At 35.6% G+C, this 16396-nt stretch carries 12 protein-coding genes; 9 read left to right on the top strand and 3 right to left on the bottom strand.

Annotation, left to right across the window (positions count from 1 at the left end; translation table 11 throughout):
* Nucleotides 1-15 precede the first annotated feature (15 nt).
* Nucleotides 16-822, bottom strand: a complete 807-nt coding sequence (locus DOK78_RS05010; protein ID WP_207942369.1) for an alpha/beta hydrolase — start codon at nt 820-822, stop codon at nt 16-18.
* Entirely contained in the window at nt 822-2393 is a 1572-nt protein-coding gene (locus DOK78_RS05015) for a PucR family transcriptional regulator (RefSeq protein ID WP_207942368.1), read from the bottom strand. Before DOK78_RS05015 ends, DOK78_RS05010 begins: the two co-directional genes overlap by 1 nt.
* A 120-nt stretch (nt 2394-2513) precedes the next feature.
* Between DOK78_RS05015 and fdrA the strand changes: the two genes are divergently transcribed.
* The 6 genes from fdrA (at nt 2514) to allD (ending at nt 10577) form a co-directional block, all read left to right on the top strand.
* Nucleotides 2514-5522, top strand: a complete 3009-nt coding sequence (gene fdrA / locus DOK78_RS05020; RefSeq protein ID WP_207942367.1) for a DUF1116 domain-containing protein — start codon at nt 2514-2516, stop codon at nt 5520-5522.
* The gene (locus DOK78_RS05025; RefSeq protein WP_207942366.1) at nt 5515-6348 is read left to right on the top strand and encodes a DUF2877 domain-containing protein; all 834 of its coding nucleotides are present in this window, start codon (nt 5515-5517) and stop codon (nt 6346-6348) included. Before fdrA ends, DOK78_RS05025 begins: the two co-directional genes overlap by 8 nt.
* Nucleotides 6345-7280, top strand: a complete 936-nt coding sequence (arcC, locus tag DOK78_RS05030) for a carbamate kinase (protein ID WP_207942365.1) — start codon at nt 6345-6347, stop codon at nt 7278-7280. The genes DOK78_RS05025 and arcC overlap by 4 nt, the downstream gene beginning before the upstream one ends.
* 174 nt (nt 7281-7454) lie before the next feature.
* Nucleotides 7455-8684 (top strand): allantoate deiminase, encoded by a 1230-nt coding sequence (allC, locus tag DOK78_RS05035; protein ID WP_207942364.1) that lies wholly within the window; start codon nt 7455-7457, stop codon nt 8682-8684.
* Between the two features lie 22 nt (nt 8685-8706).
* Nucleotides 8707-9492: a (S)-ureidoglycine aminohydrolase gene (gene allE / locus DOK78_RS05040; protein ID WP_207942363.1), complete on the top strand. Its 786-nt coding sequence runs from the start codon at nt 8707-8709 to the stop codon at nt 9490-9492.
* 17 nt (nt 9493-9509) lie between these two features.
* Nucleotides 9510-10577, top strand: a complete 1068-nt coding sequence (gene allD / locus DOK78_RS05045; RefSeq protein ID WP_207942362.1) for an ureidoglycolate dehydrogenase — start codon at nt 9510-9512, stop codon at nt 10575-10577.
* Between the two features lie 39 nt (nt 10578-10616).
* On the opposite strand, the gene DOK78_RS05050 is transcribed toward allD, so the two are convergent.
* Complete coding sequence (locus DOK78_RS05050) at nt 10617-12254, bottom strand: PucR family transcriptional regulator ligand-binding domain-containing protein (RefSeq protein WP_207942361.1); 1638 nt, start codon at nt 12252-12254, stop codon at nt 10617-10619.
* A 139-nt stretch (nt 12255-12393) separates the two neighbouring features.
* On the opposite strand from DOK78_RS05050, the gene DOK78_RS05055 reads away from it, so the two are divergent.
* From DOK78_RS05055 to DOK78_RS05065, 3 genes are all read left to right on the top strand, one after another.
* Nucleotides 12394-13608, top strand: a complete 1215-nt coding sequence (locus DOK78_RS05055) for a pyridoxal-phosphate-dependent aminotransferase family protein (RefSeq protein WP_207942360.1) — start codon at nt 12394-12396, stop codon at nt 13606-13608.
* A gap of 38 nt (nt 13609-13646) precedes the next feature.
* Entirely contained in the window at nt 13647-14900 is a 1254-nt protein-coding gene (locus tag DOK78_RS05060) for an MFS transporter (RefSeq protein WP_207942359.1), read from the top strand.
* A gap of 179 nt (nt 14901-15079) precedes the next feature.
* A complete protein-coding gene (locus tag DOK78_RS05065) occupies nt 15080-16327 on the top strand; it encodes an MFS transporter (RefSeq protein ID WP_207942358.1) in 1248 nt (415 codons plus the stop codon).
* Nucleotides 16328-16396 lie beyond the last annotated feature (69 nt).

Genomic DNA, 16396 nt, shown 5'->3' on the forward strand with positions numbered 1-16396 from the left:
TTTATTTGGCTTGTGCTAGTTTAACCAAGTAGCTAGTTGGTTAAATACTTTTTGCACTTGTTCATCTTCAGGTTGCTTTAAAAAGTCATGTTCTAAATCATAAACAGGAACGAATTTGCAGTCGGGAATCAAACGTTTTAATGATTTACTATATTTAAAAGGAACTTCTGCATCAGAAGTACTGGCTGTGCTAAAAGTAGGCGGGAATTGTTTCAATAATTCTGCAGAAATAGTAAAATCATCGATTGCTTGTTCAGACACTTGATAAAAATCATTTAATTGTTGTTGCTGCACACCATACATATATAATACATAACGTTGTAATAGTGGGTCGTCCCAAACGGTCTGGGTTTGGTCGATGCCTGCAATCATTTCAGGTGTAATTGTAGTGCTTGTTAATTGGCGTTTTGTATGGATAAATTTCAAATCGTAATAACCATAAAAATTAATTAGACATTCTGGTAAAGTCGCATTTGTTTGTAACAAATGAGCAGTTAAAGATAACAGTGCATAACCGCCTGCCGAGCGTCCGCAAAAACTAAAGGGGGCATCTTTAATTATCGTCTCTTTTATTTCAGCAAAAGAATCATAAATACCTGTTAAAATGTCTTTTAATGAATGATTGGGCGCTAATAAATAGTCCATCGCTAAAATCGTATATCCAGCATCCAAGAATTGCTGTGCCAATGCTTGGGGTAAGTCATTTTTACTTCCGTATATAAAACCACCCCCATGTAAATACACCATATATTTTCCATTGGTTGTAACTGGTGTATTTACGGCGATTTGACAGCCGTTACTTAACGTGAGAATTTCAGTCATTATTTGTCTCTCCTTTTTGTTTTCAATAAATACGTCCCAATCTCATAATTAACCAATTGAATTGGATTTGTCAAATCGATGTTTAACAAATGTTCAATTTTATTAAGACGATAACGAATCGTTTTTGAATGCAAAAAGAGCGTCTCAGCTGTTTTTTTGTAATTTCTTCCTACTTGGAAAAAGGTATATAACGTAAGAAATAGCTCTTCGTGTTTTTCCCATAGAAGATGCAACTGCGGTGGCACTAGTTTTTCTAGTTGTTCAGCTTGGTTTTCCCTCATGAAATAACGAAAGATTCCTAAATCATTAATCGACACAATCGGATCAATATGAAAATGTTGATTGAAACGAATGGCATCAAGGCATTCCAGCAAGATTTCTTTTAATTCCCCTTTTTCTTTAACCAAACTGAAAGAAATAGTGATTTCTTCCGATTCAAGAGTTGTTGCATCGATAATTTTTTTGATTTCTTCTTTTTTAATTTCTTGTTCCATTTTTTCAAGATTGTACAAAATAACCGTATAGTTGTAATGTTCAAAGAAAATTGTGTTTGAACGCAACGCATAGAGTCGTGTTAAGATTTCAGAATTATGAGGATATGTTTCTCCAGCTTTAGCGGAAAAAGTAATCCCTTGATAATAACGAAAATTATTCATTTTTGCTTCTTCTAATAAACTATTTAATTCATCCAAACTTGTGGGGGTATTTTGTAAAATAGCATCTGCCAAATTATTCATCCGGGCATAACGTTCTTTTTTCAAAAGATATTCCATTTGAAGACGTTCATGAATAATATCAATGACATTTTCGATAATCATCATATGCGAGGCTTCAATTGTTTGCTTCAATTGATAAACAATCAGCGTACAAGGGCTACCAAACCGTGTCGTAATTTCAGTTTGTAAAGCAGTTGCTTGTTGTGAACTATCTAAAGAAAATAAATTCAGGCGTTCATAATAATTTTTGGTAAACTCGTTGGTTTCGATATAATCTTTTTTTTGCACAATGTATTGTTCAAAAGAAGGGCCTTTGTGTATATCGAGTGACAGAGCTGGAATGCTAAGTGTGCAAGGCAATTGAATTAATTGATAAAAAGTTTCCATAATTTGTTCAAATGAATGCAGATTACGTTCGACTTTGGTAAAACGCTGACGAACATCATAATACGTTCGCAATAAGTGCCCTTGATGATTTAATAATGGTTCATAGATAGTTAACATGATTTTTTCGTAACTAATTTCTTGTTCCACTTTAATTAAAGGAATTTGATGTTCAAAACAAAGTGTGACAAGCCAATCGGGCAAAACCGTAATCAAACGATCCATTTTAACGACTAAACCACTAACTCCTAAATTTTTCATCTTTTGGAAAAAATTAATTAAATCAGTTGTCGGCAAATCTTTGAAAGCATACAGTGAAGTTAAAATTAATTGATTTTTTTTGCTCCAATTTTCAATATCTAAAGCTTCTAATACCATGGCAGAATCAACTTCATTGGTTAATCCAATATCTCCAGTTAAAAGTTTGCAGGTTTTAAAAAGTTCTAAAGACATAAGTTCTTTAATTGTCATAGTTGTCTCCTTTTGCGCTTTTTGGATAAAAAATGTAAAATAAATTTAGACTTTTGTCCAGTGTAAACGCAAACAACAAAAATTACAATAAGGATGTAAGCAATAAAAGGAGGAAATATAATGTTAAATACTGTTATTTTGAAAAATAACTACCAAGATTCAATCAATTTGATGCTTTTGACGAACAAGATCAATGAATTTGAGAACGTTACAATGAGCCAAATTATGATGGGGACAGATGCAAACAAAGACATTTTGCGCAATACTAATCTATTATCAACAGAAGCTGAAGCAGCATCAGCAAACGATTTGATGATTGTTGTAGACAGTGAAGATGATAATATTATGGACGAAGTATTACCGGCTGTCGATGAATTTCTAAGCGATTTATCTTCTAAAGGTGGATCAGAAGCCAAAGCTGCATCAACTTCTTGGGCAGAAGCTTTAGAAGCATTACCTGATGCAAACGTGGCATTGTTTAGTATTCCAGGTGAATACGGTGCACCTGAAATGGAAAAGGCTTTAAAAAATGATTTACACGTCTTTTCATTTACAGACAACATTGCAATTGAAGATGAAGTACGCTTGAAAAAATTAGCTCACGAAAAAGGTCTTTTAATGATGGGACCTGACTGTGGAACAGGGATTATCTCTAGTATTCCAGTTGCCTTTACTAACGTAGTATCACCAGGAAACATCGGTGTTGTTGGTGCATCAGGTACAGGAATCCAAGAAGTAACAACTATCGTTGACCGTTTAGGCGGCGGTGTAGTTCACGCAATTGGAACTGGTGGTCGTGACTTAAGCGATAAAGTTGGCGCAATTACAATGAAAGATGCCATCGTTGCTTTAGAAAACCACGAACCAACAGATGTGATTTGTGTTATCTCTAAACCACCTGCAAAAGAAGTACGTGATGAAGTGGTTCAATTATTACAAAGTATTTCTAAACCAGTTGTTGCTATTTTCTTAGGTGAAAAACCAACTGCCCATGAAGGAAAAGTTTATTTAGCACACACATTAGAAGAAACAGCTCGTATTGCGGTTGATTTAGCGAACGAAGAAGCTATTAAAGCTAACTATTTAGAAGCAATTGCTAAACCAGATGCACCTGTTTTACCAGAAGATAAAGTGGTTAAAGGGTTGTATTCAGGCGGAACACTGGCTTCTGAAGCAGGTATGTTAATTTCTGAGGCATTAGGTTTGGAAGGCTTAGTGAAAAAAGAAGGCTTTGTCTTGAAATCACATGGTTATGAAGTAATGGACTTAGGGGATGATATCTATACACAAGGTAAACCACATCCAATGATTGATCCAGAAGTTCGTATTCAAAAAATCAGAGAATATGCAACCGATAAAGATACAGGCATCATCTTATTCGATGTTGTGTTAGGTTACGGTGCACATGCAGATATGGCAAGTGCGTTATTACCAGCGATTGAAGAAGCGCGCCAAACAGCAAAAGCTGATGGACGTGAATTACACTTTGTAGCAACTGTATGTGGAACAACTAAAGATCCACAAAATTATCATGAGACAGTAAAACGACTAAAAGATGCAGGGGTATTTGTTGAAGAAAGCAATGCTAAAGCAGTTCGCTTAGCGTTATTACTAAAAGGCATTGAATTTACTGAAGAAGATAAATCAGTAGTTGCATACGAAGGCGAAACAGTTGAAATTCCTGAAGTTAGCGAAAAAGTGATGGAATTATTGAATACAAAACCACGTATTATTAACGTTGGCTTACAAAGCTTCAACGAATCAATCGTTGAATATGGCGGAAAATCTGAGCAATTTAACTGGCGCCCACGTGCGAATGGAAACAAAAAAATGATTCGCATTTTAGATGCTCTTGAAGATTATGAAGAACAAATTGCAACAGAAAACCAAAAAGTAATTGATAAAATGCAAAATTCACAACCATTCTTAGTGGATGTCGTTCCAGCGAAAACAGTTATTCCAGAGTTAAACGAAGAGAAGAAAACCTTACTTCATGCCGGACCGCCAATTAAATGGGAAGATATGACAAAACCTATGCAAGGTGCCTGTCTAGGGGCAGCATTATTTGAAGGTTGGGCAACAACTGAAGAAGATGCTTTGAAACTGTTTGAAAATGATGAAGTTCGCTTCATTCCTTGTCACCATGTTCAAGCCGTTGGACCAATGGGTGGTATTTCTTCAGCAAACATGCCAATGTCTGTGATTGAAAACCGTTCAGAAGGAAACCGCGCATTCTGTATCTTAAATGAAGGTATCGGAAAAGTGTTACGTTTCGGCGCTTATTCAAAAGAAGTAGTTGACCGTTTAATCTGGATTCAAGATGTTTTAGGACCAACTTTATCTAAAGCATTACAAAAAACAGAAGAAGGCTTGAACTTAAACGTATTGATTGCTCGTTCGATTACAATGGGAGATGAATTCCACCAACGTAATATTGCAGCATCATTAAACTTCTTAAAAGAAATGGCACCATTAATTACAACCTTAGATATTTCTGAAGAAGAAAAATATGAAGTAATTAAATTCTTATCAGACACTGATCAATTCTTCCTAAACATCATGATGGCAGCAAGTAAAGCGATTGTTGATGGTGCACGTAAAGGCACAAAAGGAACTGTTGTAACAACAATGGCACGTAACGGTGTTGACTTCGGTGTACGTATTGCAGAAACAGGTGATACTTGGCACATTGCTCCAGTAAATACGCCTAAAGGCTTGTACTTCACTGGCTTCTCAGAAGAAGACGGTAATCCAGATATTGGTGATAGTGCAATTACTGAAACAATTGGTGTAGGTGGAATGGCTATGGTTGCTGCTCCAGGTGTTACACGTTTCGTTGGTGCTGGTGGATTCCAAGATGCCTTAGATATTTCAAACGAGATGGCAAAAATTTGTATTACCCATAATCCAACATTCACAATTCCAACTTGGGACTTTAAAGGAACTTGTCTAGGTATTGACATCCGTAAAGTAGTTGAAACTGGTATTACACCATTAATCAATACAGGTATTGCGCACAAAGAAGCAGGGCGTGGTCAAGTAGGTGCTGGTACAGTTCGCGCACCTCTAGGATGTTTTGAAAATGCTTTAGAAGCTTATGCGAAGGAATTAGGCATTGACGTTGAATAACGTAAAAATTAGCGACGGTATTTTTCCCATCAACCAATTCGGTAAGATGGGAAAAATCCATAGCGTTTTTGATCGTTCCTTTAATCTTAAAGTGGGCGATCGTTTAGTAAATGTTGCTAATTATGCAGGTTACCTATCAAGTTTTGGAATTTATTTACCAGATGATCTTTTTCAAGCGATTACTCCTTATGTGCAACAAGATAATCTCGTGAAAATTTTTGCGAATGGTTTGACGTTGTATAGTCGCAATGGAATCAAAAAAATTACATGGTCAGAATATGAAGTTGTCAGCCTTCAAGTTAAACAGTTTCAATTAACAACTGCACAACGACAATTGTTAAGAGAAGTTTTATTGGAAGCAAACTTAGAACAGCAAATTGGTTTACCCTTAGAAGAAAAAGAACAAATTATTTTCCAAAAAATGCGCCAAAGGAAACAACAAACATTACGTGAGTGGCAAGAAATTGTTGCCTATCTTGTTGGTAGAGGAAAAGGATTAACACCTAGTGGGGATGATATTCTAGTTGCTTATTTAGTTATGCTACATGTCATGAAAGATACCCGAGCAAAAGAAGTTCTCACTGCCTTGCAACAACCACTTTCAACTACCGATATCAGTAAGGAATACATTTGGTACTCCATTAAAGGCTATGTTAATTCGCTTGTCTATCAATTATATGTAGATTTAGAAGCGAATAAAGAAAAAGCTGTTATTAAAAAAGATGTACAGCACGTAATGCGAATTGGGCATTCTTCAGGAAAAGATTTAAGTTATGGCTTATTATTGGCGCTCGATAATGACGAGAAAAAGGAGAGAATAACGTGAGTTTAAATGTTATTGCATTAGGTGGAAACGCTATCTTAGATACGGATCCTACAGATGTCGGTCAAAAAGAATTTATTAAAAAAGCTGCAAAATATATTGTTGATTTTGTAGAAAAAGGCGAAGATGTTGTCATTTGTCACGGAAATGGTCCTCAAGTAGGGAATTTATTATTACAGCAAAAAGCTGGTGAAAGTGAAAAAAATCCAGCATTGCAATTAGATTCTTGTGTCGCTATGACACAAGGTAGTATTGGCTATTGGTTACAAAATGCGTTGAATAATGAATTTTCTAAGCGTAATGTATCAAAACCAGTAGTATCAGTTGTAACACAAGTAGAAGTTGATGCAAATGATCCTTCATTTAAAAATCCGACAAAACCAATTGGTCCTTTCTTCACAGAAGAAGAATCAAAAATCGAAGCAGCAAAAGATAATTCAACTTTTGTTGAAGATTCAGGTCGAGGCTATCGTAAAGTGGTTCCTTCACCACAACCACAAAGTATTGTTGAAAAAGATGCCATTCGCACAATGATTCAAGGCGGTGTGGTAACAATTAGCGCTGGTGGTGGCGGGATTCCAGTCATTGCTCAAGATGGTGGTTATGTGGGTGTTGAGGCAGTTATTGACAAAGACTTTACATCAAAAGTCTTAGCAGAAAATGTCAAAGCAGATCGTTTAATTTTATTAACGGGTGTGGATAACATTTATATCAACTATAACAAACCTGATCAAAAAGCGTTAGAAACAATCAGTATTGCTGAAGCAGAAGGATATATTGCAGAAGGGCATTTTGCTGCTGGCAGTATGCTACCAAAAATTGAAGCAGCATTGGACTTTGTTAAAGCGGCAAGCAACCGTAAAGCAGTAATTACTTCAATCGAGAATTTAGAAAATATTCAGGATGATGCTGGCACAACGATTGTTTCAGATTAGCAAAATGAAAAAATAGATGGGAAGAACTTGGATATTTTCAAGTTCTTTTTTTTATAACATAAATTATATGGCAAGTTAGCACAAAAAGTCATTTGATTTTGTTACAAATGTACAATGATAATTCGTTTAAAAACGATTACAATAGATATAACAAACAAAGGAGATGTTTAATATATGGATTTAGAGAAAGTATTAGCAGATAATATCGAAAATCTATCAGCGATTGGCAGCGATCCAACTGGAGGGATGACGCGCCTTCTTTATACTGATTCTTGGTTAGAAGCGCAAAAATTTGTAGAAACACAATTAACCAATGCAGGACTAACAGCTTCATTTGATGAAGTAGGAAATTTATTTGGTCGTGTAGAAGGAACAAAATACCCAGAAGAAACCATCTTATCTGGTTCACATATTGATACAGTTGTGAATGGTGGAAATTTAGATGGACAATTTGGTGTGATTGCAGCATATGTGGCGATTCAATACTTATTAGAAACTTATGGCAAACCATTACGTTCTTTAGAAGTGATTTCAATGGCTGAAGAAGAAGGTAGTCGTTTCCCAACTGTTTTCTGGGGCAGTAAAAACTTCGTCCGTGAAGCAAAACGTGCTGATGTAGAAGAAATTGCTGATTTTGAAGGGAAAAAATTTGTCGATGAAATGCATCGCCAAGGATTTGATTTCCGCGATGAGAGCACACCGAAAAGAGAAGACATCCGTGCTTTTGTTGAAATCCATATTGAGCAAGGAAATGTTTTAGAAAATGAAGAATTACAAATTGGTGTAGTCAACAACATTGCAGGACAACGTCGCTACACGATTGTATTAAAAGGTGAAGCAAACCACGCTGGAACGACACCTATGGGCTATCGTAAGGATGCTGTATACGGTTTTTCTAAGATTTGCTCAGAGATCATCGATCGTGCGTTAGTCGTCGGAGATCCGCTTGTAGTGACGTTTGGGAAGGTTGAACCAAAACCGAATACGGTAAACGTTGTTCCAGGAGAAGTATTATTCACCATGGACTGTCGTCATACAGACAAAGATGTGTTAAAGAACTTCACAGAAGAAGCCGAAGCGTTAATGAAAGAAGTTGCTGAAAAACATCAATTAGATATCGATATTGATTTATGGATGGATGAAACACCTGTACCTATGAATGAAGAAATTGTAGCGACTGTAGAAAAAGCAGCCAAAGAAGAAAACATGAAATACAAAGTGATGCATAGTGGTGCAGGACATGATTCTCAAATTATTGCGCCTCATTATCCATCAGCAATGATTTTTGTTCCAAGTATTAAGGGGATTAGTCATAATCCAGCAGAAGCAACCAACCATGAAGATTTAGTTGCAGGTGTAAAAGTGTTAGCAAGAGCCTTATATGAATTAGCATATAAAGAATAAATGTAGAAAGCAGGGAATAGGCATGGGTTACAAAAACAACAACACAGGGTACTTAGATGGATTATTACAATCTAGAGCAGTGATCAAGAAGAATAATTTTGCTATTCTTCCTCATGATGGCTTAGTTAATAATGTGATACCAGGATTTGAAAACTGTGGTTGCTCAATTTTAGGTTCCAAACAAATTGGAGCAAATTTTGTTGATTATATTATCACAATGAAAAAAGATGGCGAAAACAGTCGCGGTTTTGGCGGAGAAGGTGTGGAAACACTAGTCTACGTGATTGAAGGAGCATTGGAAGTTCGTGATGATAAAGAAACACATAAACTTACAAGCGGTGGTTATGCGTATTTTCCTGCAAGTCAATTAATGTACTTGAAAAATGCTCAAGAAGAACCAACAGAAATTTTCCTTTATAAAAAACGTTATCAACCATTAGAAGGTTACGAAGCTCATAAAGTGGTAGGTAACATTGAAGATATTGAACCCGTTCAATACGAAGGTATGGAAGATGTTTTATTATGGGACTTTTTACCAAAAGACCTTGGTTTTGATATGAATTTCCATATCTTATCATTTGAACCTGGTGCAAGCCACGGTTATGTTGAAACACATTATCAAGAACATGGTGCTTACTTGCTTTCAGGACAAGGTATGTACAATTTAGATAATGAATGGTATCCCGTTGAAAAAGGAGATTATATTTTTATGAGCTCTTATGTCCAACAAGCAGCCTATGCTGTTGGTCGAGGAGAACCATTATCTTACGTGTACTCAAAAGATTGCAATCGCGATCCTGAAATTTAAGGCAGAGGAGCATATAAATGGAAGAAACAGTTATTGTACAACCAAATGAATTATATCAATTAATCCAAACAAAATTAGAAAAAGCTGGGCTAAAATCAGAACATGCCAATGAAGTTGCCAATCATCTTGTGTTTGCAGATGCGAATGGCATTCACTCACATGGCGCTGTTCGTGTAGATTATTACGCTGAACGAATTGCTAAAGGCGGTGTCAATCTTGACCCGGAGATTACTTTTGAAAAAACTGGGCCAAGCACAGGAATTGTTCACGGAGAAAATGGTGTAGGACAATTTGTTGCGTTGAAGAGCTTAGAATATGCAATGGATGTAGCGAAAGAATCCGGAGTGGCGGTTGTTGGGATTCGTAGAATGAGCCACAGCGGCGCACTATCTTATTATGTAAAAAAAGCAGCAGAGCAAGATTTGATTGCCATTTCAATGTGTCAATCAGATCCGATGGTTGTACCATTTGGTGGTAAAGAAAATTATTTTGGAACAAACCCAATTGCTTTTGCCGCTCCGCGAAAAGTAGGTGACCCGGTAGTCTTTGATATGGCCACTACGGTACAAGCATGGGGCAAAATTTTAGATGCACGTTCTAAAAATAAAGATATCCCAGATACCTGGGCAGTTGATAGTGAAGGAAAACCAACAACAAATCCTCATGACGTGCATGGGTTATTACCAATTGCCGGACCTAAAGGGTTTGGCTTAATGATGATGGTGGATATTTTATCAGGAATGTTATTAGGTTTACCGTTTGGGAAAAATGTGTCATCAATGTACAACGATTTAACAAAAGGACGTGATTTAGGACAAATCTTTATTTTAATCGATCCAAAACGCTTCACTGATTTAGAACAATTCAAAGAAAATATCGAAACCATGGTAAGTGATTTACATGCCATTCCTGTGGCAGAAGGTTTTAAACAAGTGTACTATCCGGGTGAAATCAATCAATTGAACTTCGAAAACTACATGGAAAATGGTATTCCTGTTGCTGCGAATATTTATGATTATTTGAAGAGTGACACGGTTCATTTCGATCAATATGGTGGTTCAAACGCTTTTGCAGAAAAAGAGTAAGAAAAAAGGAGAACAAGATTTCTCTTGTTCTCCGGACACTTATTGATCCAAAGTCTCTTCTGATAATTCCAACGCAAGTCGAATATCAAGACTAGTAACTGAATCATGAATGTCTTTTCCAAGGAGTTGTGAACAACGCTCAATACGATATTTAATCGTATTTCGATGGACAAACAATGCTTTGGCTGTCTGAGCAATTTCACATTGAAAGTCTAAATAACATTTGAGTGTTTTCCGTAATTCGATAAAAGAGTCTTCTGAAGGATAAGCCAATTCTTTCAAAGTACTCTCGCAAAAATAGTGGATATCCGTCATATTAATTTTTTCAAATAAATTTCGCATCCCACGTGGTTGATAATGAGCAATTGGTTTCTCTAAGTCAATCGTTGTCGTCAACATTTCATTATAAGCATTCTCTGCTTCAATAAATGATTTGGCAACTTGTTGAATCGTATCATAAATATTTCCCATGCCAAATACTAATTGAATGCCACTAATTATTTTTAATTCATTTGCGGCATTTAGTAAAATCTCTTCAACGTGATCTAATTTATGTTGAATGAGCAAGGCAAAATGATTGGTATTTTTGATTTTGAATAAGCTCATATCTTTAATTTGAGAATCAAGTGATTCTTGTAACCATTGAAAAGCAAGTTGGCTTTCCTCTTCTTGATAGCGAATTTTTTTTGAATTATTACTATGACAAGCAATATAAATAATACGATAATGTCGTGCTTTAACTAATCCGTAATTGATGCCCAAATCAAGCCAGTCACGTTCCTTAGGGGAAGATGATTGTTGGTATTCTATCATTCGTGTTAAAAAATCAGTTTTTAAATGGTCCAAGGATTCTTGAATCTTTTGATTTTTATAAAGCATAAATGACAAGACCAATTTTGCTTGATCGATTGCAAAATCAGATACTGGATAAGGAATCTGCTCAGGATTCAAAATCACAAGATAATGTGGAAAATAGCTATTAATCTCCACTGGATAATACGCTACTTGCAATTTTTTATTAGTTGAATCTTCAATCAACAACGAGGTAGCTTTTTTCTGAGCAAATGCAAAGTTTCGTTGTGACAATTGCTCGACATAATAATCTGCAGGTGTGGTAATTTTTGTAAAATGTTTCGAACAAGCAAGTATCTTTTTATACGGATTTAATAAGATAACTGGTGCATTGACCAGTTCGCCAAAACTATCAATGAAGCGTTCGTAACTCACATCATTTACCAACATGTCAGAAAATTGCTTTTGAATATCTAATGCGTAACTGAGTTGCTCAGTTTTTGTATACCATAATAAATTCAGCAATTGATGTAACAAATTACCTAATGGAATGGTGCTAGGTATTTGAACAATTGGCAATTTTTTTTGGTTCGCATAGGCGATAACAGAAGGATCAATCGCTTCGATAAAACGTCCCACTTTAATTCCTAAGCCGATAGCCTGTTTCTCTTTTAATGAGTCGATGAGAGTAAAGAGTGCCTGTTGATTATCTTTATAAATCATCGCTGTCGTTAAAATAAACGTTTTTTCAGGAATATAGTGAGCAATATCTGGCGTTTCTGTAATCTCAACGCTCTCTATTTCGCAAGTTGCATCTACCGAATCGGTAAGCAATGTTAAATTTGTAAAGCGAGGAATCGCTAACAAATCGATTAAGGTTTTCACAAAAACATCTCCTTTTTGCTATTATATAAAAAAAGGAGAATAGACTCAAATCATTTTTTGTATAAATTGGCTAAAATTAGTCATAAGTTGTGCTGAAGTGATAACTCTATTTTTCAAAAAAAGAAAAGGATGAGATAGTATGTTTTCAGAATTAGTAATTCCACACAGAACCATCATGACACCTGGACCCGTTGAGGCAAATCCTGTTGCGTTAAAAGCAATGAGTTCACGAATTTTGGGTCAGTTTGATCCAGCTTTCTTGACAATTATGGATAATGTCAAAGAAATGATTAAATTACCATTTGGGACCCAAAATAAAGAAGCCTTTGCTGTTGATGGCACTTCTCGTTCTGGTTTAGAGGCAGCTATGATTGCACTCATTGAACCAGGAGATAAAGTGTTGATTCCGGCATATGGACGTTTTGCTTATTTATTAGGTGAAATTGCTGAACGTGCCAAAGCAGAGATTATGTATCTGGAAAAAGAGTGGACATCAACATTCGATCAACAAGTAGTGATCGATGCCATCGATGAATTCCAACCAAAAATTGTAGCGATGGTTCACGGTGAAACAGCCAATGGTCAAATGCAATCAATTGATAAAATTGGTCAACATTGCCGTGAAAATGACATGTTCTTTGTAGTTGATATGGTTGCTACGTATGGTGGTGTTCCTCTACAAGTTGATGATTGGTGTGTTGATATTGCGGTTGGTGGAACACAAAAATGTTTAAGTGTACCAGCTGGAATGTCATTAGTGACTTACAATGACCGTGTTGAAGCAGTTTTAGATGCTCGTTACCAAAAAGAATTAGGTTTGAGTAAAGATGATCGTAACGAAAATCATATTTCTAGTAATTACCTAGATTTAAGTCAATTGCAACGTTATTGGAGTTCAGAACGTATTAATCATCATACTGAGGCAACAAGTATGATTTATGCGTTACATGAAGGATTACGTTCAATTATTAATGAAGGTCTAGAAAATATTTATGCACGTCATGCATTAAATGACCAAGCAATTGTTGCTGGAATTAAAGCGATGGGGCTGGGCTTTTATGGTGATTTAACAACAAAAATGCCAACAGTTACGCCTGTAATGATTCCAGATGGTGTTGGTGATGGCGAGCAAGTTCGTGAATTATTATTGAATCAATTTGGTGTGGAGATTGCCTCTTCATTTGGTGATTTAAAAGGAAAATTATGGCGTATTGGTAACATGGGTTACAGTAGTCGTCATGAAAATGTTTTACAAGTATTAACCGCTTTAGAAGGTGCCTTAACATATTATGGAGCACCAATCAAACACGGTGAAGCGGTGAAAGCTGCTTTAGCGATTTATGAGAATAATTAATTGTAAAGTTATTACTTTGCACACATGGAGGAAATAGAATGGAAACAAAAAAAGTTAATGCTGGTATGGAATACTGGAAAAAAATAATCATCTTGCTTTGTTCAGGCTGGGTAACAATTTGGATTTATCGCTCAGCGTTAGCGCCAGTATATCCACAAATTAACGATTCATTAGGAGGCGGCATTTCAGACAGCGCCTTAGGTTCAATTTCAAGTTTTTACTTTTTAGGATATGTTATCATGCAGATTCCTGCTGGCTTTTTAGTTGATAAAATTGGTAAGAAACAAGTCTTGCTTCCAGGATTTATTTTATTTGGAATTGCTGCGTTCTTAATTTCACAAGCATCAAGTATTGGAATGATTTATGCAGGAAGCTTCTTAGCCGGAATTGGTTGTGGATCATTTTATGGAGCTGCGTATTCATTGACTTCACAAAATATTCCACAAGCAAAAAGAAGTTTCTCAACAGCGATTGTTAATAGTGGTTCGGCGATTGGTTCAGGATTTGGTTTGATTCTTTCTAGTTTACTAGTTGTTCAAATGCAAATGCCTTGGCAAACTATGATGTACATTTCAGTAGCCTTAATCGTTTGTATGTTAATCGCATTTGCTTTAGTAATCCGCGGAAACAAAGATGACGTAGCATTTATTGAAAAAGCAAAATTAGAAGAGAAAAAGAAAGCTGCGCCTGAAAAAGTTAAAGAAGATGTATCGTTCAAGAGTTTATTTGCACCAAGAATGTTGTTCACATATATCTTATATTTTGCAACATGTTATGCGTATTATATGACAGTTACTTGGTTACCAAACTTCTTGGGAACAGAACGTGGCTTCAAAGGTGTAGCGATTGGATTTTCTGCTTCATTAGTTGCCTTTGCATCAATTCCAGGAGCTTTATTATTCAGTCGTTTAGCTGATAAATACATGAACAAAAAAATTCAATTTATCGTTGTTTTAGAATTACTAGCTGCGGCAATGTTATTGATTACAGTACAATCAACCAACCAAGTCTTCTTATTGATTGCATTAATCTTATATGGATTCTTAGGAAAATTAGCGGTAGAACCAATTATCATTTCTTGGTTAGGTGAAAATGCACCAAAAGTTGGTGTTGGAACAACATTAGGTGTATTTAATTTCTTTGGAATGATGTCATCGGTTATTGCACCACGTTTAACAGGTTCAATTTCAGATATGACTGGTTCAAAAGAAATGGGCTTTTACATTTCAGTCGTTCTATTAGTTGTCGGAACGTTGCTATTCTTATCAGCAAACTTGAAAAAAGCAAAATAATTTTAATCAAAGCATGTGAGAATAACTTATTCTCACATGCTTTTTCGCTTTAAGGATAAAAAAGAACACTAAAATTTGGACATTTTTCTATTGTAAGCGTATTCTCCTAACCTTTAAGATAAAGGCAATAAAACAACATCATATTGTTTTAAAAAAAAGAGTAGAAAAGAGGGGAAAATATGAAGAGAACAAGCGAACCATCAGGAGTAAAAGTTAGTAATAACTACTGGATTAAAGTTGTAGCTATCTTTTTTGTTGGTTGGGTATTGATGTATGCAACAAGAACAATCTTTAATCCAATCATGGGCGTTGTTGGTGAAGAATTTGGTTTGAGTAACACACAATTAGGTTTAGCGAATAGTATGTTCTTCTTAACTTACGCAATTGCTCAGATACCATTTGGTGTTATTGGTGATAAAATCGGAAGGAAATTGGTTATTACCATCGGATTTATTGTCTTAGCTATTATGACTTATTTAACAGGAATAGCAACAACATTTGTTTTATTCTTAATGATTCGAGCATTTGCTGGGATTGGTCAAGGCGCATATTATGGTCCGCAATATGCGTTATCTACTGAAGCAATTCCTGATAACAAACGAACAGTCGGAAACGCAATCATCAATAGTGGGATGGCGTTTGGTACCTCAGGAGGGTATTTACTATCAAGTAAATTAGTTTTAGAAAATGGGGAACATTGGAGCAAACCATTTTATATTATGGCTGTACCAACGCTGATTGTCGGCATTTTATTTTTTATTGTTTTGAAAGAAAAAGTTATTCGACCAGAAGATGTGAATAAAACTGCTCAAGAAGCACCTGTAAAACAAAAAGGATCTTTAATTGCAATTTTTAGTAATCGTAATTTATTAGCTGCGTTTATTTTATGTTTTACAAGTATCTATGCAAACTTTGTAATTATTACCTGGTTGCCTCAATTTTTAATTGCTGAGCGAGGCTTCGAAGGTTCAAGTGTTGGATTTATTTCTTCTTTAGTTCCATGGGCATCAATACCTGGAGCGTTATTATTTGCACGCATTAACGATAAATTAGGGAAAGCGAAACCGCTTGTTTTCACTTTGGTTCCATTAGCAATCCTTTCTGTTTTTGCGATTGCCTTTGTCCAAGATAGAACAATCTTAATCGCGATGTTGGTTTTATATGGATTAACAGGTAAATTAGCTCTAGATCCGATTGTAGTAACTTATGTAACAAGAAATGCACCAGCTAATGCGTTAGGTACAACCTTGAGTGCGTATAACTTTATTGGTATGTCTGGTTCAATCTTAGCACCTTATGTAACAGGGTATTTAGCTGATACATTAGGATCAATGCAAGTAGGTTTTTATTTAGCTAGTATCTTATTAATTATTGGTGTCATTTTATTTGCACTATTGGCTAAAGAAAAAAGTGCGACTCCTAATTAAAGGCATGAATATTTTCTTTGTTTGAATTTAGTGTATACTATAAACTGACTATCTTTATTTATTAAGATA

Source organism: Enterococcus sp. DIV2402, from assembly GCF_017426705.2.
Taxonomy (GTDB): Bacteria; Bacillota; Bacilli; order Lactobacillales; family Enterococcaceae; genus Enterococcus_F; species Enterococcus_F lowellii.

What these genes read in the sequence shown, in the direction of transcription:
- DOK78_RS05010 (WP_207942369.1), bottom strand. Translation starts at nt 822, where the DNA reads ATGACTGAAATTCTCACGTTAAGTAACGGCTGTCAAATCGCCGTAAAT.
- DOK78_RS05015 (WP_207942368.1), bottom strand. Translation starts at nt 2,393, where the DNA reads ATGACAATTAAAGAACTTATGTCTTTAGAACTTTTTAAAACCTGCAAA.
- fdrA (WP_207942367.1), top strand. Translation starts at nt 2,514, where the DNA reads ATGTTAAATACTGTTATTTTGAAAAATAACTACCAAGATTCAATCAAT.
- allC (WP_207942364.1), top strand. Translation starts at nt 7,455, where the DNA reads ATGGATTTAGAGAAAGTATTAGCAGATAATATCGAAAATCTATCAGCG.
- allE (WP_207942363.1), top strand. Translation starts at nt 8,707, where the DNA reads ATGGGTTACAAAAACAACAACACAGGGTACTTAGATGGATTATTACAA.
- allD (WP_207942362.1), top strand. Translation starts at nt 9,510, where the DNA reads ATGGAAGAAACAGTTATTGTACAACCAAATGAATTATATCAATTAATC.
- DOK78_RS05055 (WP_207942360.1), top strand. Translation starts at nt 12,394, where the DNA reads ATGTTTTCAGAATTAGTAATTCCACACAGAACCATCATGACACCTGGA.
- DOK78_RS05060 (WP_207942359.1), top strand. Translation starts at nt 13,647, where the DNA reads ATGGAAACAAAAAAAGTTAATGCTGGTATGGAATACTGGAAAAAAATA.
- DOK78_RS05065 (WP_207942358.1), top strand. Translation starts at nt 15,080, where the DNA reads ATGAAGAGAACAAGCGAACCATCAGGAGTAAAAGTTAGTAATAACTAC.